Origin of the sequence: Streptomyces sp. KM273126, assembly GCF_004337435.2 — a bacterium.
GTDB classification, from domain to species: domain Bacteria; phylum Actinomycetota; class Actinomycetes; order Streptomycetales; family Streptomycetaceae; genus Streptomyces; species Streptomyces acidicola.
On the sequence record NZ_SJXB02000001.1, the window covers coordinates 6602267 to 6620888 of the forward strand.

The window sequence follows — 18622 nt, forward strand, 5'->3', positions numbered from 1 at the left end:
AGAGCGACAGGAGCCGGACTTCAGAGCGCGAATCAGCGATTCCCGGCCATCAGGGTTCGCCTCACTCGGGGGCGCAACACGCGAACGTTTCTCCGCCAGATCCCTGGGCGCCCAGGAGTGGGGGCGCATTCGCGGCAGGACAGGAGCCGCCCCCTTCGGCTTTCACAATCGTTCCTTCTATTGCTCTCCGACTGCCGATACCCGATCAGGAACCGGCATGCCACACGGATGTCTGGTCCAGGCAGTGGTCTGGGCAGTGGCCGGATCACGCCCCCCGAATCGAGCCTGCGCGAGCGGGGATGTCCGCGCACACGGGGCTACGCCACGAAGTCGCCATGCGGCTCAGCGTGACGTGGCATCGCGACCCGCTACGACAAGACCGCCGGGTCCTACCAAGCGACCGTCACCCTTACCTCGCTCCTGATGTGGGCGTGACATTTGAAGCCAACTCCTGAGCGGCCTGGCCGAGGTTCGCTTCGGTACGGCCGCGCCCGACAGGGGCGTCGGGATCAGTGGCGCACTTCGCCGCGCCCGCTTGGCGCCGTAACCCGAAAAAGCAGTGGCCGCGCGGGCTCGGGGCCGCATACGTTCGCCTCCATGGTTGACGCAACTTTCGGGCATCCGCGCCTTGCCGCCATCTACGACCCACTCAATCCGGACCGCAGCGATCTCGACGCGTATCTCGCGATGGCGCAGGAGTTCGCCGCGCGGTCCGTGCTGGACATCGGGTGCGGTACGGGCGTGTTCGCGCTGCTGCTCGCCGAGCGCGGGATTACGGTCACCGGGATCGATCCCGCGCGGGCGTCCGTCGACGTCGCGCGTGGCAAGCCGGGCGCGGAGCGGGTGCGCTGGCTCGACGGCGACGCGGGGGACCTGCCGCCCATGCAGATCGACCTGGTGACGATGACCGGGAACGTCGCCCAGGCGATCGCCGATCCGCAGGCGTGGCGTACGACGCTGCGCGGCGCGTACGAGGCGCTGCGGCCCGACGGGCGGCTTGTCTTCGAGACGCGCGATCCGGCGCGGCGCGAGTGGGAGGAATGGGCGGAGTGGACGCGCGAGACCAGTTACCGCATGACGGACATCCCGGGCGTCGGCCACGTCGAGGCCTGGGCCGAGCTGACGGACGTGAGCCTGCCGCTGGTGAGCTTCCGGGGTACGCACGTGTTCGCTGCGGACGGGGAGGTACTGACCTCGGAATCGACACTTCGCTTTCGCGAACGTCCGGAGATCGAGCGGGACTTGCACGAGCACGGCTTCGTCGTCGAGGACGTACGCGACGCACCCGACCGGCCGGGCAGGGAGTTTGTGTTCGTGGCGCGGCGCGGTACCGCGGAGGCCGTCCCTCCCGGAATGCCCTAGGGAGCGTGCGCACCACACAGCGCCAGGCAGACGGGACTTTGAAGACACTACCTACCACTCCAGCAGCGGTTCGCTGTGTGGCATGGTCAGAGCCAACGCCGGAGTGTAGTTGGCTGATGTCGGGTCAGGGCGGTCTTGCCAGATCCCCAACCAACGAGTGGGCTCGCCGCCGGTAGTGGCAATGGCGGGCGACGGCTTGGCGCCTGCGCCGCCATTGCGACCAGCTCACTGTGTGGATGCGAAGTGGTGGGCGGGTGCGGGGTGCTGGGCGAGTTGCCAAGTGGCCGCCTGGGCGCCGTGGCCGCAAGAAAAGCGTGGGCGAGCATGGCCAGGGTGACGTGCCGCATCCAGCCGACGTATCGGCGGACCTCGTACTGGTCCAGGCCGCATTCGTACTTCGCGGCCTGGAAGCACTCCTCAATGGCCCACCGGCGCTCGGCGACACGCATGAGCCGGTCCACGTCGGTGCCCACCGGCGCGTATCCGAGGTAGTAGGCGATCTCATCGGGCCTGGTGACGCTGCGGCGGGCCAGCGCCCAGCGCTGATGTGTGGGCTGGTCGCCGTCGAACTCCTCGATCACGGAGAGCTGGACGGCTGCCCAGTGGTAGACGCGCGGGGCTTTGGCGTCGCCGCCGCATGAGCGCTTCTCCCATGCCTCATTCGGCGCCTGCGTGAAGAGATGGTCAATGCGGCCGCGCGAGGCACCTGCTGGGACTTCGGGACGGCCAGGACATAGCTCATGGCGGTCTCTTCGAGCATGCGGCGAAAGCACCCGCTGAACAGGGGGGACTGGCGTGATGGCTGTCGCTCCGTGTCCAGCCCCCCTGTTCCCGTTCCCGATCCTGACTAGCGGACGTGGACGAAGACGGGGTTGGAGTAGAACCACAGATCGTCCCAGGGGCTTTCCAGCCCGTCGGCGAGCGGCTCGATCTCGTCGGTGCTCGTGCCACGCACGCGCGCGTAGAGGTCGCCTTCCACATTGCGCAGGGTGTGGCGGATCACGTAGTCCTTGCCCTGCTTGCGCCAGTCGCGCGGGCCGAACCTCGCGACCACCTTCGTAGTGGGGTTGGTGTCCGCGTCGAGGTCGGCGCTCGGGCCGGTGATGCCGCCGACGATCAGGTCGACGCGCGTGACTTCCGGACGGTCTCCGTTGGCGTTCTTGCCGTCCAGCGGCCGGAACTTGATCTCTATGTCGACATCGGTGCGGTTGCGGGCACTGACGGTGAGCGTCTCGCCCATGGCTGCTTCCCGGTCCTGGTTGCTCGCCGTGAGGTCGAGGCTGGTGATCAGATCCCCTGTACCGACCCACACGCGCCCGTTGCGGAGCCCGTCCATGATGTCGGCGTAGTCCTGCCGGGCCAGCACATGGGTCTTGCTGTACTCACCGGGCCAGAAGTCGGAGCCGCCGCGCGTCCAGTGCACGTGCGAATCCGAGGTCGCGGTGATCCACCAGCGCCGCCCCTCGCCGAGCAGCGCGTCCCACAGGCCGCCGACGCGAGCCGTCATCTGGTCGAAGCCACCGTGGGTGGGGTAGCTGCCGTAACCCCCGCGTGCCTCGCCGATGAGCGGGCCCGCCTGGTGACCGGGAGCCCCCTCGAAACCGACGTAGATGTCCGGTGCGACATTGTTGCCGTTGCGGAACTCCCGGGGAGTGTCCTGCCCGTACACGCCCAGCCCCGTCGCGGAACGCGAGGCATGGTGTGCGATGACCAGCGGCTGGCGTCCCATGTCCTTCGCGGCCTTCAGGAACTCGATCATCTTGGCCTCGGTGTCACGGCCCGGATCGTTGGGGAAGGCGTCGCGCTTGGCGAAGCGGCTCTCCAGCTCGAAGAGCTGCTGGGCCTCGTCACGGTGGTGAGGGATCATCAGCGTGTGGTGGTCCAGGGCGGGCGCGTCGAACTCCATTCCCCAGAACTGAAGGACCTCCGGTACCAGGACGCGTGAGCGCAGGAGGTCGGGGTACGCCTGCTCAAGGTTCACCTTGGAGTGCGTCGGTCCGCCGTGGTCGGTGCACATCACCCAGGTCAGACCGAAGTGCTTGGCCATGATCGCATTGGTGACGATCGGGTAGACGGCGTCCCCGCCCTTCTGGAACGTCGGCGGATTCGTCGTCGTGTCGAACGTGCCGCTGTATTCCGAGTGCACATGGTGGTCGCCGGCGCGCCACACCCTGCCACGAGAGCTGGAGCTGCCGTTCGTGCGCTCGGCATCGTCGGCCGCCGCCGCGGGGCCACCGCCCACCAACGGGCTTGCTGCTGCCAGCGTCGCCCCGACGCCGGCGAACTTGACCAACCGGCGGCGCGAGATCGCCGCGCCTTCGGAACCTTCGAAACCCTTGTCCATCAGCCTTAGGCCCTTCAGTCAACTGGGGTGGGACTACCGTCGTTGAGCCTCGAACGAGGAACCGAATGCGGCGTGAACGCGGAGCGGAGTCGCGACAAACAACAAAGACCATGGCCGCGAGGCCGGGCAAGCGGGCCCAGTCGTACACCCCGCTCCACAAGGCTGTGATGGTCCGCACGTCCGATGGCGCACAGCAGCGCGCCGCCTGGATGGGCACATCGACGGCACGGTCCGGCGCAGCGGTACACGGAGTCGCCGGTCGGGCACCGGGCCGCACCAGGACAGCGGCGACGACAGGGCCAACGGCTGGGGATGCCTGCCCGGGAACCGGGCTCTGATGACCCTGGACGCCGTGGCAGCCGCCTACCGGCCGAAAGATGAACTCCCAGGCCCAGACCAACCAGGACACCCTAACGTCGACCGCCCCGAAGACGAGCGGATCACCGTGTGGAAGCCGACCGTGCTCGACGCCCCGGCCCTGGCCACACGGGACAAGCCCGGCCTGATCGGAGGGACGCTGTGTGGCTCAGCGGCATCGACCCCGCGCGGGAAGACCGGTGGCAGCCTCTGACCGGCCGGCCACACGAGAAGGGGGGCCAGTCCTCGCGGACTGGCCCCTTCCTGCTTCACTTGCGGGCGTTGAGGCAACGTCAGCCGACCGTCGACGTCACCCATTCCCGCTGCCCGCAGCGGGGCTGACCGGCCGGCGTGCGGCCGAACCCCTGGGCCGCACGCCAGTCAATCGGACACAGGACCCCTACTGCGGACGCACGCCCGCTACTGCTGTGCCAGGGTGAAGGCAGCCGGCACAGCGGATCAGTAACGGTCCAGGATCAGCTGGGTCTTGAGGATGTCGCCGCGGTACAGCCAGCCGCGTGCCTCGGCGACCGCGATGGCGTCGCTGTGCAGTTGGGCGGCGTCAGAGTATTTGTCGGTCTTGAAGGACAACTCGATGACGTACTCGGTGCCGGTCCCGCTCGCGTTCACGACAGGAAGTACCTCGATGCTCGCATCGTCCGAGGACTTCCACGCGCCCGACCAGACCTGCGAGGTCACCGGGCCATGGGCGCGTGAGGCGTTGAGCGTGTCCGAACCCCAGTTGTTGTAGAGCCAGTCGTCGAGCTTGCCGGGGGTGTCGTTGACCAGCCAGTTGCGGCCGGTGCTGCTCGGTGGCATCGAGGTGCCGGAGTAGCCGCTGGCGCTGTGGCTCTTCTCGTTGGAGAAGCTGAGGGTCTGCTTGGCGTAACCCCAGTCCACCTCGGCGTCGTAGTTGGTGTCGCTGCTGTCGAAGCCCGCGTCGTTCGCCTCGTCCAGGGCGGCGTTGATGTCGCCGTTGACCACGGGGAACCGCTTCTTGTAGGTCTCCTCGAAGGAGGAGCCCGACTTGTGGCGGAGGCGGACGCTCCAGCCCTCGGAGTCGAGGTCGAGCGCGTCGGTGTCGAAGTATTCGTACGACCGCACCTTGGCAGAGCCAGTGATGCCGAAGGCCGATTTCACGGCCGACGTCGGGTTGTGCGACGAGTCGAGCGCGGCAGTGGTCAGGTTGATCTTGACTTCGTACGTCGGCACAGCGTTGGACGCGGCGAACGCCGTCGGCGCGGGGGCGAGCACGGTGACAGCGACGGTGAAGGAAGCGGCCAGGGCGATCGCCGACGAGGCGTGCAGGCGACGGGCCCGCGAAGCGGTTATGTTCATGCCAAGATCGTGTGCTCGGTGAGTGGTCATCAGGCGAGCGGCTGGAAAGGACATCCTGAACCCGGGATGTCGGGGTGAGAACGCGGCGCCCGTCTCACCGCCGCCGACCGCCCCCGCAGCGCCGGACACCGCTCGCACACAACTGATGCCAGTTCAGTCCCGCATGACAAGGGTTCCACCCGTTGGTCAACTCTGCGTCACTTGATCAGCGGGTGCCCGCAAGTCCCCTTTGCCGCAAAGGACATGTGGGCTCGCGAAACTCGCCAGTCGTGCGTCCCGCAAGGAGACGCACAGACGCACAGACGCACGGACAGACGCACGGACCAGGAGGAACACATGTCTCGTCTGAGAATGGCGACTGCCGCGGCCACCGCTGTGGTGCTGTCGATGGTCGGCAGCAACTTGGCGGGTGCCGTGGAGACGGCCCACCACGGCGGAGAACACACGCTCGTGGCACGCGCCGACACCTACGCTGCCCACGCGGGCCGGACCCTGACCGTGCGCGGGCAGGGTTTCCTGGGCAACGACAGCGGCAAGCCGGCGATCCTCGTCTCGCACACGAGGACCGCGCACGGTTCCCTGACCGTGCATCAGGACGGTTCGTTCAGCTACACCCCGGACACCGGTTTCAAGGGCACCGACAGCTTCGACTACACGGTCAGTGACGCCGTCCGGCTGTACCAGACCCATCTTCCGCCGCTCGCCACGATCGACGGGGTGAAGGTAGCGGGCGGGGCGTACGGATCGTCGCTCTACCCGGTGCCCGGCTCGAAGAACGAGTTCTACGGGCTCACCGACCGCGGCCCCAACGTGGACAGCCCCGACGGCAAGAAGGTCCTGCCGTTGCCGGACTTCACCCCCACGATCGCCAGGATCCGCATGGTCGGCACCAAGGCGGAGGTCGTGAAGACGATCCCGCTGCGCGCCGCCGACGGCACCCCGTACAACGGGCATGTCAGCACCGAGGCGAACACCGGCGAATCCCTGATCGGCCTCGCCGGCAATGCGCTGCCGGCGTCGCCGTACGGCTACGACCCGGAGGGCCTGGTCGCCCTGCGCGACGGCACCTTCTGGGTGTCCGACGAGTACGGGCCGTACATCACGCACTTCGCCGCCGACGGCCGGGCGATCGAGCGCCTGTCGCCCTTCGACGGCTCGCTGCCGGCCGAACTGGCCAACCGGATGCCGAACAGGGGCATGGAGGGCCTGACCATCACCCCCGACGGCAGCACGCTCGTCGGCATGATGCAGTCCGCGCTCCAGCAGCCCAGCCTGCCCACCGGCGTCAAGGCCAAGAACGTCACCGCGCTGCGCATAGTGACGTACAACCTGCGCACCCGCGCCACGCACGAGTACGTCTACCTGCTCGACAACCCCAAGACGAACGTCGGGGCGGTCAGCGAGATCACCGCGCTCAGCAACACGACCTTCCTGGTCGACGAGCGGGACGGCAACATGCAGCCCGGCGGGTACAAGAAGCTGTTCAAGATCGACATCAGCGGCGCGACCGACGTGGGGCCCTCGGCCAACGTACAAGGGAGCGCGTACGACGGAGCCGAGGGCGGGCTGCTCATCGGCCAGGACCGCCGGACGATCGAGGCGTACGTCGGCGAGGGCGACACGGCCACGGCCCAGGCTGCCCTGAAGACGGCCGGCATCACCCCGGTCACCAAGACCACGTACCTGGACCTGGGAGCCCTGGTCACCGGTCTCGACCCGGCCGGCGGTTTCTTCGGCCACGACAAGATCGAGGGCGTCGCCACCACCGACGGTGGCCGCACGGTCATCATCAGCAACGACAACGACTTCGGCATCGACGGCGTCACCAATGACACGGCGCCCTACACCCTGCACCGCAAGACCCTGCCCGACGGCCGACAGGACGACGGCGCGTTCCTGGCCGTGGACACCACCAAGCTGCCGGCCGCGACCAGCACGGCCAAGGTCACCATCCAGGTACGGTGACGACGCCTCGCACCAGCGGCTGCGGACGGCGGCTCCCACACGTCCCGGCCTGGCACCAGCGCTGGTCCTCTCAGAGCCTCCTGCTGAGAGGGTGATTGGGCCGATCCACCCACCGCGGAGGGGCACATCGAGTCACCACGAGGCCCGGCAAAGCGCGTAAACGGCCCGGAACGCTCCGAGGAGCGACCGGGCCGATTACCGCCCGACCTGCATGACCGGGCACTCGCACTGCCGACACCAAGGCCGCCGGAGGCGCCGAGGCCCCAGCAGACGTCGAGGCCGCCGGACGCTCACCGGTCGACCGCCCATGGTGGACGCGCGCGCCCACCCGCGAGGCTTTCGGGCTCGACGAACAGCGCGCGATGCGCTACGCGCGCACTCTGCCCCTGTCCTGCTGAAGCATGCCGTCGAGCAGTCATCGCTGTGAAACCCGCTCGACCTCGTTACCCCCGTGAAGAGATCCTTGGGTATGGAGTTCCTCTGTTACCACCGCGACCGGACCGACTCCCTGCCACAGCGCTACGAGCTGCTCGCAGAGCATTGGGCCTACATGGACCGGTACGCGAAGGAGATGATCGCCCGGGGTCCGACTCTCGCCGCCGACGGCGAGACACCCACCGGAAGCGTGCACATCGTCGACCTGCCCGATCCCGCCGCTGCCCGCACCTTCGCCTTCGATGAGCCGAACTATCAGGCCGGCGTCTACCGGGACGTGCTGCTGCGACGGTGGCGCAACACACTGGGGCGCACCATGTGGGACTTCCCCGGCGGCCGGACCGGCGGCAACCGGTACCTGGTGCTCGGCCTCGGCGCGGGGCAGGCCGCCGACCTTGAGGTGCCGCCCGACCGGGACGAGCTGATCGCCTACGGGCCGCTGCTGTCCGACGACGGTGCCACCTGGCTGGGCACGGCGGCGTTGGTCCGGGCGCCGGACCCGGACACGGCACGCGCCATCCTGACCCCGGACCGGTACGCCGATCTTGAGGTGCGCAACTGGCAGTTCGGCGGGCGGCCGTCATGACCGAGGACGTCTGGCCGACGTCACGGTCGAAGCTTGCGGGCTGAGGCGTGCCGTCAGACGGCGGTGCGACCGCCGTCGACGGGCAGGACCGCGCCCTGCACGAAGCTCGCCTCGTCGTCGGCCAGGTACGCGATCGCCGCCGCGATCTCCGCCACGGATGCCGGCCGTCCGGCAGGCGCCTTGGCGGCCAGGCTCTGCAGGTCCTCCTCGGCCTGAGCGGTGGTCTCGGTCAGCGTGGGACCGACCTGTACGGCGTTGACCCGTACTCCCCGTGGGCCGTACTCGGCTGCCCACGCCTTCGTCAGCAGGTTCAGCGCCGCCTTGCTCGACCCGTACAGCGCCATGCCGGGGAACCCGAGCGCTGCCGCGATGGTGCTCACGTTCACGATCACTCCGCTGCCGCGGTCGGCCATCCTCGGGGCGAGTTCGGCCACCAGGTAGAACGGGGCCTTGACGTTGAGCGCGTACACCGCGTCGAAGAGGCCCTCCTCCGTGTCGTCCGTCGGTCCGAAGGGGTAGATCCCGGCGTTGTTGACCACAACGTCGACCCGGCCGCCGCCCAGTTCCAGGGCGTCATGGGCGAGCCGTCGCACTGCCTGGACATCACCCAGCTCGGCGCCCACGAAGTCCGCCTCCCCGCCGCGCTCCCTGATCGCCCCCACGACGGCGTCACCGCGAGCGGCGTCGCGGCCGGCCACCAGCACATGCGCGCCGCGCCTGCCGAGGGCCTCTGCTACGGCCGCGCCAATGCCGCTGGTTGCCCCGGTCACGAGCGCGACCTTTCCCTGCATGGAGGCAGATGCAGATGCAGATGCAGATGCGGGTGCAGGTGAAGATGTCATGGCCGGATCCTTTCGTTGCTGACGAGATCGACATCTCGAAGCCCGGGCTCGGCCTTGCTGCGCGGTCCCCATGATGTGCTCGCCATGACGGGGTCGCCGTCCTCGCCGCTCCGGCACGGCGGCTCGCCGGGTGATACACCGAGTTGCACGGTGCTTCGTATCAGCGTGCTCCAGACGCTCCTGCCAAGCAGCTCGTGCGGTCGGCCGAACGGAGCAGTAGCCCCGGCACCCGGTGCGACCAGAGTCGACCCCGCGCCTCCCCTCGGCGTCGGCGTGAATGGGGAAGAGCGGCGGGGGTAGTCGGTCAAATATGACAAAGCTGGGCCTTCCGGGCAAAGTCCGAGTGTGCCTGTTCGATCTCGACGGCGTACTGACCGAGACCGCAGTCGTGCATGCCGCCGCGTGGAAGGAAGCCTTCGACGGCTTCCTGCGGCGGCGGGAGGGGCCCGACTTCCGTCCCTTCGACGCGACGGCCGACTATGAGCGGTACGTCGACGGGCGTCCCCGCGTTGACGGGGTACGTGTCTTCCTGGCCTCCCGCGGAATCGAGCTGCCGGAGGGAAAGGATGACGATCCACCGGAGGCGGAAACGGTGCGCGGGCTCGGCAACCGCAAGAACGCGTTGTTTCTGGAGAAGATCCGCACGCAAGGTGTCGAGCCGTATCCGGGGTCGGTCCGCTATGTCGATGCCGTACGGGCAGCCGGGCTCGGCACGGCCGTCGTCTCCTCCAGCGCCAACTGCCGTGAAATCCTGATCTCCGCCGGCATGGAAGACCGTTTCGACGTGCGGATCGACGGCCGGGTCGCAGTCGAGCGCGGGCTCCCCGGCAAGCCGCACCCGGACACCTTCCTGGAAGCCGCGCACGACCTGGGGGCCGAACCCGGGGCTGCGGCCGTGTTCGAGGACGCCCTGGCCGGTATGGACGCAGGACGGTCCGGTGGCTTCGGGGCCGTGGTGGGCGTCGACCGCGTCGGCCAGGCGGACGCGCTGCGCCGGCACGGCGCCGACATCGTGGTGTCGGACCTCTCCGAACTGTTGGGGAGCGGGACGTGATCAGCCACCCCGCCTACGCAGTCGAGCCATGGTGCCTGCGTGAGACCGAGCTGAACCTGGACGTGCTGGCCCAGAGCGAATCCGTCTTCTCCCTGTCCAACGGGCATGTCGGCTGGCGCGGCAACCTCGACGAGGGCGAGCCGCACGGCCTGCCCGGCAGCTACCTCAACGGCGTGTACGAGCAGCATCCGATGCCGTACGCGGAAGCGGGCTACGGATTCCCGGAATCCGACCAGACGGTGATCAACGTGACCAACGGCAAGGTCATCCGGCTGCTGGTCGACGACGAACCGTTCGATCTGCGCTACGGACAGTTGCGTTCCCATGAGCGCGTGCTCGACCTGCGCAGCGGACTGCTCCACCGCGTGTGCGAGTGGACATCGCCGGTCGGCAGGACGGTACGTGTGCGCTCCACCCGGCTGGTCTCCTTCACCCATCGGGCCATCGCGGCGATCGCCTACGAAGTGGAGCCACTGGACGCCCGGACGAACGTGGTGGTCCAGTCGGAACTCGTCGCCAACGAGCAACTGCCCCCGCTCACCGGCGATCCCCGGACGGCCGCTGCCCTGGAGTCGCCCCTGCGGCCCGAGGAGCACTACGCGCACGACACGCGGTTGCGCCTGGTGCACCACACGGAACGCAGTCATCAGCGTGTCGCGGCCGCGGCCGACCACGTGGTGCGTGGCCCCGGATCCACCCAGACGTCCGGCGAGAGCGCGCACGACGTGGGCCGTGTCACCGTCACCGCTGTCCTGGACCCCGGCGAGACACTGCGCATCGAGAAGTTCGTCTCTTACGGCTGGTCGGCGGAGCGATCGCTGCCGGCGGTCCGGGACCAGGTCGAGGCCGCGCTCGCCGGTGCCCGCAGCACCGGCTGGCAGGGCCTGGTCGACCAGCACCGAGAGTTTCTCGACGGCTTCTGGCGGTATGCCGACATCGAGGTCGAAGGCGACGCCGAGATCCAGCAAGCCGTCCGCTTCGCCGTCTTCCACGTCCTGCAGGCCGGTGCCCGGGCCGAGCACCGTGCCATCCCGGCCAAGGGCCTCACCGGCTCCGGATACGACGGACACGCCTTCTGGGACACAGAGACGTTCGTCCTGCCGGTACTCACATACACCTCGCCGAACTGCGTCGCCGAGGCCCTGGGCTGGCGGCAGACCACCCTGCCGGCGGCGCGTGACCGCGCCCGCCAGCTCGGACTGCGGGGCGCGGCCTTCCCGTGGCGGACGATCGAGGGAGCGGAATGCTCCGGGTACTGGCCGGCCGGCACCGCGGCGTTCCACATCAACGCCGACATCGCCGCAGCCGTCGTGCGCTACGTCCGGGGCACCGGCGACCAGGACTTCGAACGGCGGACCGGTCTGGAACTCCTGGTGGAGACCGCCCGGCTGTGGCACTCCCTCGGCCACCACGACTCAGGGGGCCGCTTCCACATCGACGGCGTCACCGGCCCCGACGAGTACAGCGCGCTCGCCAACGACAACGCCTACACCAACCTCATGGCCCGGGTGAATCTGTGGGCCGCCGCCGACGCGGCCGGGCGCCACGCGGCGCGGGCCGCGGAGCTCGGCGTCGACGAGGCGGAGACCGCGGCCTGGCGTGAAGCGGCCAAGTCGATGTCCGTGCCCTACAACCGAGCCCTGGGAGTCCACGAGCAGTCCGCGGGTTACACCCGTCTCGACATGTGGGATTTCAAGGGCACACAGCCCGAGCAGTACCCCCTGATGCTGCACTTCCCCTATTTCGACCTGTACCGGAAGCAGGTGGTCAAACAAGCGGACCTGGTCCTGGCGATGCTCCTGTGCAGTGATGCCTTCGAAGAGGACCAGAAGGCGCGGAACTTCGCCTACTACGAACCGCTGACCGTCCGGGACTCCTCGCTGTCGGCCTGCGTCCAGTGCGTTCTGGCCGCCGACGTGGGCCATCTGCGTCTGGCCTACGACTACCTGGGGGAGGCCGCGCTGATGGACCTGGAGGACCTGGAGAGGAACACCCGCGACGGCCTGCACATCGCCTCCCTCGCAGGGACCTGGTTCGGACTGGTCGCCGGCTTCGGCGGCATGCGCGACCACGGCGACATCCCGTACTTCGCCCCCAGGCTTCCCGAACAGCTCAGCCGGCTGGCGTTCTCCCTGCGGTTCCGGCAACGCTGCCTGCGGATCGACGTCACCCATTCACACGTCACCTACACGGTGGTGGAGGGCGAGCCCGTACAGATCAGCCACGGCGGCGAAGTGATCGGCCTCTCCAAAGGAGCGCCGCAGACCCGTCCCGTCGAGTGGCCGACCGCTCTCCCCGAGCCCGCACAACCGCCGGGCAGACAACCCGTACCACGCCACTGAGCCACTGCTGGCTCAGTTGAACCCTGTGATCCACATGGCCCGGCACGCGCCACAATGTCATCATGCCCACGCTCTTCACCAAGATCATAAACGGCGAGCTGCCCGGCCGGTTCGTCTGGACCGATGACCAGGCGGTCGCCTTCCTGACCCTCGCTCCCGTCACCACGGGGCACACTCTCGTGGTTCCGCGCGAAGAGGTCGACGACTGGACAACGATCGACCCCGACCTGATGGGCCACCTGATGACCGTCGGCGCCAGGATCGGCGCCGCGGTCCGGCGCGCCTTCGACGCGCCACGCGCCGGTCTCGTGGTGGCCGGTTTTGAAGTCCCGCACTGCCACTTGCATGTCTTTCCGGCGTGGGGACTGGACGACTTCGACTTCCGCCGTGCGCACAGCGACGTGCCGGCATCGGAGCTTGACGAAGCCCGGGCTCGCATCGTTGCCGCCCTTGGGTGAGAGCGGGACCGCCCCGGCTCCGCCACACCGCAACGCACCAAGCCGTCGCCGGTCGTCGCGTGCGTATCAACTCGACTTCGCGGGGCAGCCGTCGACGTGGTCGTCGACAACTCCCACTGCTTGTAGGTAGGCGTAGACGATCGAGGTGCCCACGAAGGTGAAACCACGGCGCTTGAGGTCCTTGCTGATGCGGTCGGAGAGGTCGGTGCTCGCGGGCGGCGGGTCACCGGGCGTCGGGTGATGCACGACTGGTTTCCCCTCCACCCAGTTCCACAGGTAGGTGTCGAAGGAACCGAAGGCCTCCTTTGCCTGAAGGAAGGCGTGGGCGTTGCTCACGGCTGATGCGATCTTCAGACGATTGCGGATGATTCCGCCGTCCGCCAGGAGTTCGTCGAGCTTTGACTGGTCGTAGGACGCGATTTTCCTGGGATCGAACCCGTCGAGGGCGCGCCGGTAGTTCTCGCGCTTGTTCAGCACGGTCGACCAGGACAGCCCCGCTTGCGCGCCTTCCAGGAGCAGCATCTCGAACAGGTACTGATCATCGTGCGCGGGACGACCCCACTCCCTGTCGTGGTAAGCGGCCATCAGGTCGGAGCCCAGTGCCCAGGGGCAGCGGGGGTCACCCATGAGGCGACCCACCGGCGGGCAGCCGATCGATGGCATCTTCGCCAACGGCCGGCAGATACCACTGGTGGGGCGCGATGAGTTCGTTGACGGCCGGGTCGGGGCCCCACGTGCCGGGGGCGTACGGATGTAGCGGAGGTGGGTTCTCCAGGAGAGGGGTCGAGGCCTGCCAGATGCGCTCGATGCCGTCCGCCCCGGTGAACAGTGCCTGGTCGCCCAGCAGGGCGTCGAGAATCAGTCGTTCGTAGCCTTCGAGTCCGTTGTCCTGGCAGAAGGAGCGGGCGTAGCGGAAGGTCATCGATGCCGGTGTGAGCTGCATGGCGGGGCCGGGCTCCTTCGCGAGGAACCGGGCGGCGATCCAACCGGGATCCCCGAAGTCGATCACCAGCTTGTTGCCCTGGTCCTTCTCCTGCCGGCCGAGATCGGTACGGAACATCCTCAGCGGCGGCTCGCGCAGGCCGAGGGTGATGACCTCGCGCTGCTGTGCGAGGTTCTTGCCGGAGCGCAGGTAGAACGGCACTCCCGCCCACCGCCAGTTGTCCACCTCCAGCCGCAGCGCGACGAACGTCTCGGTCGGTGAATCGGGCGCGACACCCGGTTCGTCGCGGTAGCCCTCGTACTGGCCGCGTACGACGTGCCCGGGTTCGATGGGGCGCAGAGCCTCGAAGAGCTTGGCCTTTTCGTCGCGCAGCGGCTGGGCGGCGAGCGAGACCGGTGGTTCCATCGCCACGATGCCGAGTACCTGGACCAGATGCGTGACGATCATGTCCCGGAAGGCTCCGGTGCCTTCGTAGAAGTGGCCGCGGCCTTCGAGACCGAGTGTCTCGGGCACGTCGATCTGCACATGGCTGATGTGGTCCCGGTTCCAGATGGGTTCGAGCAAGCCGTTGGCGAAGCGGAGGGCGAGGATGTTGTCCACCGACTCCTTGCCGAGGAAGTGATCGATGCGGAAGATCCGGGACTCGTCGAAGACGGTGTGGATCGTCTCGTTGAGCGCTTGTGCTGAAGCGAGATCGGTGCCGAAGGGTTTCTCCACGATCACCTTCGAGTTCTCCGCCAGGCCCGTGTCGCCGAGCATTCCGATGAAGGATGCGAACGCCGAGGGCGGAATGGCCAGATGGAACAGTCTGCGTGGCCGCCCGCCGAGGGAGTCCTCGGCCGACCGTACGGCCGCGAGCAACGGGCCGGGATCCTGGGCGTCCGCCGCGCCGAAGGACAGGGATTCCTCGAAGGTCTGCCACGCCGGCCCGGACGGCTCGCACCGCCCGAAGGTGGCGACCGCGTCCTGTGCGTGTTTGCGGAACGCGTCGTCGCTCAGCGAGGGCCGACTGCGGGACGAGCCCACGATGCGGTAGCCGTCCGGGAGGAGGCCTGCCCTGGCGAGGTGGAACAGCCCAGGGAGCAGCTTGCGCTTGGCGAGGTCACCGGTGGCGCCGAAGAGCACGATCACATGGTTGTCCGGGCGTGTCACGGCCGACTCCTCTTCTCCGCGTGTCCGCCGAACTCACTGCGCATGGCGGACAGCACCCTGTCGGCGAACTCCCCAAGGCCCCGGGACTGGAACCGGTCGGTGAGCGCCGTGCTGATCACAGCGGCGGGTACGCCTTCCTCGACTGCCGCCAGTACCGTCCATCGGCCTTCGCCGGAGTCCGAGACGCGCCCGGTGAACTCCTCCAGCTTCGGTGACCGGGCCAGTGCGTCCGCGGTGAGGTCGACGAGCCAGGAGCCCACGACCGAGCCGCGACGCCATACTTCGGCGACCTCGCCGGCATCGATCTCGTACTGGTAGGCCTCCGGCTCGCGCAGCGGGGCGGTCTCCGCGTCGGCGGTGCGCTTGCGAAGCCCGGCGTCCGCGTGCTCGATGATGCTGAGTCCCTCGGCGATCGCGGCCATCATCCCGTACTCGACCCCGTTGTGGACCATCTTCACGAAGTGCCCGGCCCCACTCGGACCGCAGTGCAGATACCCGTCTGGCGCTGTCCCGTCGGCGTGTCTGCTCGGTGTCGGCTCGGCGGATCCGGCGCCGGGCGCGATGGTCCGGAAGAGGGGATCGAGCCGGGCGACGGACTCGGGCTCGCCGCCGATCATGAGGCAGTAGCCGCGCTCAAGTCCCCAGACACCGCCCGATGTTCCGCAGTCCAGATAGTGAATGCGGCGAGGGGCGAGCTGCGCCGCACGCGTGATGTCGTCGCGGTAGTAGGAGTTGCCACCGTCGATGATCGCGTCGTCCGGGGCGAGGAGGTCGGTCAGCTGGTCGAGGGTGGGCTGTACGACGGCGGCGGGCAGCATCAGCCAGACGACCCGTGGCCGCTCCAGCTTCGCCACCAGGTCACGGAGCGAGCCGGCGGCGACGGCGCCCTCGGACTCCAGCTCCCTCACCGCGCTCTCGTTGACGTCGTAGACCACACAGCGGTGGCCGTCGCGCATGAGCCGGCGCACGAGGTTCGCGCCCATCCGGCCGAGCCCGATCATGCCTAGCTGCATGGGAGTGTCGGTGGCCATGGCTGCTCTCCTGGGGGACGGGGCCCTGGGGTCTCAGGGCGCGGTGACGGATGAGGGCGTTGGTCGACCAGTTGTGCGAGAGGTCCGGTTCGGCGCTGTGGGCGGATCGCTTCGTACGCGAACACGCTGTGCTCGCAGAGCGGGTCCGGGTCGCTTTCATGTCGTCGCCCTCAGCCGGCGGCCACCAGTTCGTGTGCCACCTCCGAAACGCGCTCGGGGGTGAATCCGAACTTGGTGAGCAGCTGTTTGAGGGGTGCGGAAGCGCCGAAGGTGTGCATACCGACGACGGCCCCGCCGCCACCGACATACCGGTCCCAGCCGAACGTGGACGCCTCTTCCACCGCGACCCTGGCCGTCACCGCCGGCGGCAGCACCTGATCGCGGTACTCCCGTGGCTGGCGGTCGAACAGCTCCCAGCACGGCATGCTCACCACCCGCGACGCGATCCCCTCGGCGCTGAGCTCGTCATGCGCGGACAAGGCCAACGACACTTCGGAGCCGGTGGCGAGCAGGATCACGTCGGGCTCGCCCCCGGGCGCGTCCGCGAGCACGTAGGCGCCCCGTGCGACTCCGCCGGCCGGCGCGAGCCGGCTGCGGTCGAGGGTGGGAAGCGCCTGGCGGGAGAGGACCAGCGCTGCGGGTTCCCGGCGGAGGGCGGTGACCACCCGCCACGTTTCGACGACCTCGTTCGCGTCGGCGGGGCGGAAGACCAGCAACCCGGGCGTCGCGCGGAGCCCTGCGAGCTGCTCGACGGGCTGGTGAGTGGGTCCGTCCTCGCCGACTCCGATGGAGTCGTGGGTGAAGATGTGCACGGTGGGGATCTCCATCAACGCCGAGAGGCGTATGGCCGCCTTGGCGTAGTCGGAGAAGATCAGGAACCCCGACCAGTACGGGCGGAGCTTCGCCAGCGCCAGTCCGTTGGCGACGGCGGCAGCCGCATGCTCCCGGATGCCGAGGTGCAGATTGCGCCCGGACCGGTCGCCGGGCTGGAAGTCGCCCGCTCCGCCGAATGTGAGCCGGGTCCTGGTCGACGGTGCCAGGTCGGCGGACCCGCCAAGGACCCAGGGCACCGCCTTGGCCACGGCCTCCAGTACCTGGCCCGACGAATCGCGGGTCGCCAGGCCTTTCGGATCGGCGGGGAAGTCGGGCAGCGCAGCGTCCCAGCCGTCCGGGAGCTCCCGGCGCTGGATCCGCTCCACCTCATCGGCGAGATCGGGGTGTGCGCCGCGGTAGGCGTCGAACGTCTTCTCCCAGTCGGTGCGCAACTCGGCTCCCCGCGCACCGATGCCCCGGGCGAACCAGTCGGGCACACCGTCGGGTATGTGGAAGTCGGCGTCCGGCGGAATGCCGAGCACGCGCTTGGTGGCCCTGACCCCCTCCGGCCCGAACGGCGCTCCATGCGCTTGCGGTGAGTCCTCCAGCGGCGAGCCGTAGCCGATGTGGCTGTGGACGAGAACCAGGGTGGGACGCTCGGTCTCGGCCCGGAAGGTGTGGAAGGCGCGGCTGACCTGGTCGAGGTCGTTGGCATCGGCAACGGTGGTCACGTTCCAGCCGTAAGCCAGGAAACGGGCGGCGGGGTCCTCGGTGAAGGTGATGTCGGTGTGGCCCTCGATGGTGACCCGGTTGGAGTCGTAGATCCAGCACAGGTTGGACAGCTGCAGGTGCCCGGCCAGCGAGGCCGCCTCGGAGGAGATGCCCTCCATCATGCAGCCGTCCCCGGCGAGCGCGTACACGTCGAAGTCGAAGAGGGTGAGGTCCGCACGGTTGAACCTCGCCGCCAGCCACTGGCCGGCGATCGCCATGCCGACGGAGGTGGCGACCCCCTGGCCGAGCGGGCCGGTGGTCGCCTCGACGCCACTCGTCCACCGGTACTCGGGGTGGCCGGGGCAGTGCGAATCGAGCTGCCGGAAGGACTTGAGATCGTCGAGAGTCACCGCCGGACGGCCCAGCACCTCGTACTCGGGGTCGACCGAGCGGACACCGGTCAGGTGCAGCAGCGACCACAGCAGGGTGGAGGCGTGGCCCTCGGAGAGCACGAAACGGTCGCGGTTCGGCCAGATGGGATTGGCGGGATCGAAGCGCAGGAACCGCTGCCACAGCGTGTACGCCACGGGCGCCATGCCCATGGGTGTTCCAGGGTGTCCCGAATTCGCCTTCTGGACCGCGTCCATGCAGAGACCGCGAATCGTGTTCACCGACAGTGTGTCCAGGTCGGTCATCGCTACGCCGCCCTCCATGCTCTCGATGGATGTCTGCACCGTGTGCGCCGCGTCGAGGAGCCTGGCCGAGAAGAGTGAAGTGGAGCCGCGACCATGTGACGAGGCAGGTCACCGTGTCTGAAAGAGCCGCCTCGGCAGGCAAGGTGTGGGGCGCTCGGCCGAGCGTGTCATCCCACTCACCCACACTCACCAGC

Annotated in this window: 14 protein-coding genes; 6 read left to right on the forward strand and 8 right to left on the reverse strand. The window is 68.6% G+C overall.

From position 1 onward, the window contains the following. The first annotated feature begins 597 nt into the window (after window positions 1–597). The gene (locus tag E0500_RS28295) at window positions 598–1362 is read left to right on the forward strand and encodes a bifunctional 2-polyprenyl-6-hydroxyphenol methylase/3-demethylubiquinol 3-O-methyltransferase UbiG (protein ID WP_131557944.1); all 765 of its coding nucleotides are present in this window, start codon (window positions 598–600) and stop codon (window positions 1360–1362) included. An 86-nt stretch (window positions 1363–1448) separates the two neighbouring features. On the opposite strand, the gene E0500_RS28300 is transcribed toward E0500_RS28295, so the two are convergent. The 3 genes from E0500_RS28300 to E0500_RS28310 form a co-directional block, all read right to left on the reverse strand. Then, complete coding sequence (locus E0500_RS28300; protein ID WP_181587157.1) at window positions 1449–1943, reverse strand: hypothetical protein; 495 nt, start codon at window positions 1941–1943, stop codon at window positions 1449–1451. Between the two features lie 266 nt (window positions 1944–2209). Further along, window positions 2210–3706 carry a phosphoesterase gene (locus E0500_RS28305; protein ID WP_131557946.1) on the reverse strand — a complete coding sequence of 499 codons (1497 nt, stop codon included), beginning with the start codon at window positions 3704–3706 and terminating at the stop codon, window positions 2210–2212. A gap of 816 nt (window positions 3707–4522) precedes the next feature. Next, window positions 4523–5401: a hypothetical protein gene (locus tag E0500_RS28310; RefSeq protein ID WP_131557947.1), complete on the reverse strand. Its 879-nt coding sequence runs from the start codon at window positions 5399–5401 to the stop codon at window positions 4523–4525. Between the two features lie 336 nt (window positions 5402–5737). Between E0500_RS28310 and E0500_RS28315 the strand changes: the two genes are divergently transcribed. Then, complete coding sequence (locus E0500_RS28315; protein ID WP_131557949.1) at window positions 5738–7366, forward strand: esterase-like activity of phytase family protein; 1629 nt, start codon at window positions 5738–5740, stop codon at window positions 7364–7366. Between the two features lie 469 nt (window positions 7367–7835). Further along, window positions 7836–8387, forward strand: coding sequence for a YciI family protein (locus tag E0500_RS28320; RefSeq protein ID WP_131558058.1), 552 nt, complete (start codon window positions 7836–7838; stop codon window positions 8385–8387). A gap of 53 nt (window positions 8388–8440) precedes the next feature. On the opposite strand, the gene E0500_RS28325 is transcribed toward E0500_RS28320, so the two are convergent. Next, complete coding sequence (locus tag E0500_RS28325) at window positions 8441–9178, reverse strand: SDR family NAD(P)-dependent oxidoreductase (RefSeq protein ID WP_131557951.1); 738 nt, start codon at window positions 9176–9178, stop codon at window positions 8441–8443. Window positions 9179–9539: 361 nt separating this feature from the next. On the opposite strand from E0500_RS28325, the gene E0500_RS28330 reads away from it, so the two are divergent. The 3 genes from E0500_RS28330 to E0500_RS28340 all read left to right on the forward strand — a co-directional run bounded on the left by E0500_RS28330 (window position 9540) and on the right by E0500_RS28340 (window position 13083). Then, entirely contained in the window at window positions 9540–10283 is a 744-nt protein-coding gene (locus E0500_RS28330; RefSeq protein WP_131557953.1) for an HAD family phosphatase, read from the forward strand. After that, window positions 10280–12625, forward strand: a complete 2346-nt coding sequence (locus tag E0500_RS28335; protein WP_131557955.1) for a glycoside hydrolase family 65 protein — start codon at window positions 10280–10282, stop codon at window positions 12623–12625. The genes E0500_RS28330 and E0500_RS28335 overlap by 4 nt, the downstream gene beginning before the upstream one ends. 62 nt (window positions 12626–12687) lie before the next feature. After that, window positions 12688–13083, forward strand: a complete 396-nt coding sequence (locus tag E0500_RS28340) for an HIT family protein (protein WP_131557956.1) — start codon at window positions 12688–12690, stop codon at window positions 13081–13083. Window positions 13084–13149: 66 nt separating this feature from the next. Here the strand turns inward: E0500_RS28340 and E0500_RS28345 are convergent, their stop codons facing one another. From E0500_RS28345 to tkt, 4 genes are all read right to left on the reverse strand, one after another. Continuing rightward, the gene (locus E0500_RS28345; protein WP_131557958.1) at window positions 13150–13710 is read right to left on the reverse strand and encodes a DNA-3-methyladenine glycosylase I; all 561 of its coding nucleotides are present in this window, start codon (window positions 13708–13710) and stop codon (window positions 13150–13152) included. Next, window positions 13703–15178 carry a glucose-6-phosphate dehydrogenase gene (zwf, locus tag E0500_RS28350; RefSeq protein WP_131557960.1) on the reverse strand — a complete coding sequence of 492 codons (1476 nt, stop codon included), beginning with the start codon at window positions 15176–15178 and terminating at the stop codon, window positions 13703–13705. The genes E0500_RS28345 and zwf overlap by 8 nt, the downstream gene beginning before the upstream one ends. Further along, the gene (gnd, locus tag E0500_RS28355) at window positions 15175–16209 is read right to left on the reverse strand and encodes a phosphogluconate dehydrogenase (NAD(+)-dependent, decarboxylating) (protein ID WP_131557962.1); all 1035 of its coding nucleotides are present in this window, start codon (window positions 16207–16209) and stop codon (window positions 15175–15177) included. The genes zwf and gnd overlap by 4 nt, the downstream gene beginning before the upstream one ends. A gap of 170 nt (window positions 16210–16379) precedes the next feature. After that, window positions 16380–18467: a transketolase gene (tkt, locus tag E0500_RS28360; protein ID WP_309505170.1), complete on the reverse strand. Its 2088-nt coding sequence runs from the start codon at window positions 18465–18467 to the stop codon at window positions 16380–16382. Window positions 18468–18622 lie beyond the last annotated feature (155 nt).

What these genes read in the sequence shown, in the direction of transcription:
- E0500_RS28320 (WP_131558058.1), top strand. Translation starts at nt 7,836, where the DNA reads ATGGAGTTCCTCTGTTACCACCGCGACCGGACCGACTCCCTGCCACAG.
- E0500_RS28325 (WP_131557951.1), bottom strand. Translation starts at nt 9,178, where the DNA reads ATGCAGGGAAAGGTCGCGCTCGTGACCGGGGCAACCAGCGGCATTGGC.
- E0500_RS28330 (WP_131557953.1), top strand. Translation starts at nt 9,540, where the DNA reads ATGACAAAGCTGGGCCTTCCGGGCAAAGTCCGAGTGTGCCTGTTCGAT.
- E0500_RS28340 (WP_131557956.1), top strand. Translation starts at nt 12,688, where the DNA reads ATGCCCACGCTCTTCACCAAGATCATAAACGGCGAGCTGCCCGGCCGG.
- E0500_RS28345 (WP_131557958.1), bottom strand. Translation starts at nt 13,710, where the DNA reads ATGGGTGACCCCCGCTGCCCCTGGGCACTGGGCTCCGACCTGATGGCC.
- gnd (WP_131557962.1), bottom strand. Translation starts at nt 16,209, where the DNA reads ATGGCCACCGACACTCCCATGCAGCTAGGCATGATCGGGCTCGGCCGG.
- E0500_RS28310 (WP_131557947.1), bottom strand. Translation starts at nt 5,401, where the DNA reads ATGAACATAACCGCTTCGCGGGCCCGTCGCCTGCACGCCTCGTCGGCG.
- E0500_RS28315 (WP_131557949.1), top strand. Translation starts at nt 5,738, where the DNA reads ATGTCTCGTCTGAGAATGGCGACTGCCGCGGCCACCGCTGTGGTGCTG.
- E0500_RS28305 (WP_131557946.1), bottom strand. Translation starts at nt 3,706, where the DNA reads ATGGACAAGGGTTTCGAAGGTTCCGAAGGCGCGGCGATCTCGCGCCGC.
- E0500_RS28295 (WP_131557944.1), top strand. Translation starts at nt 598, where the DNA reads ATGGTTGACGCAACTTTCGGGCATCCGCGCCTTGCCGCCATCTACGAC.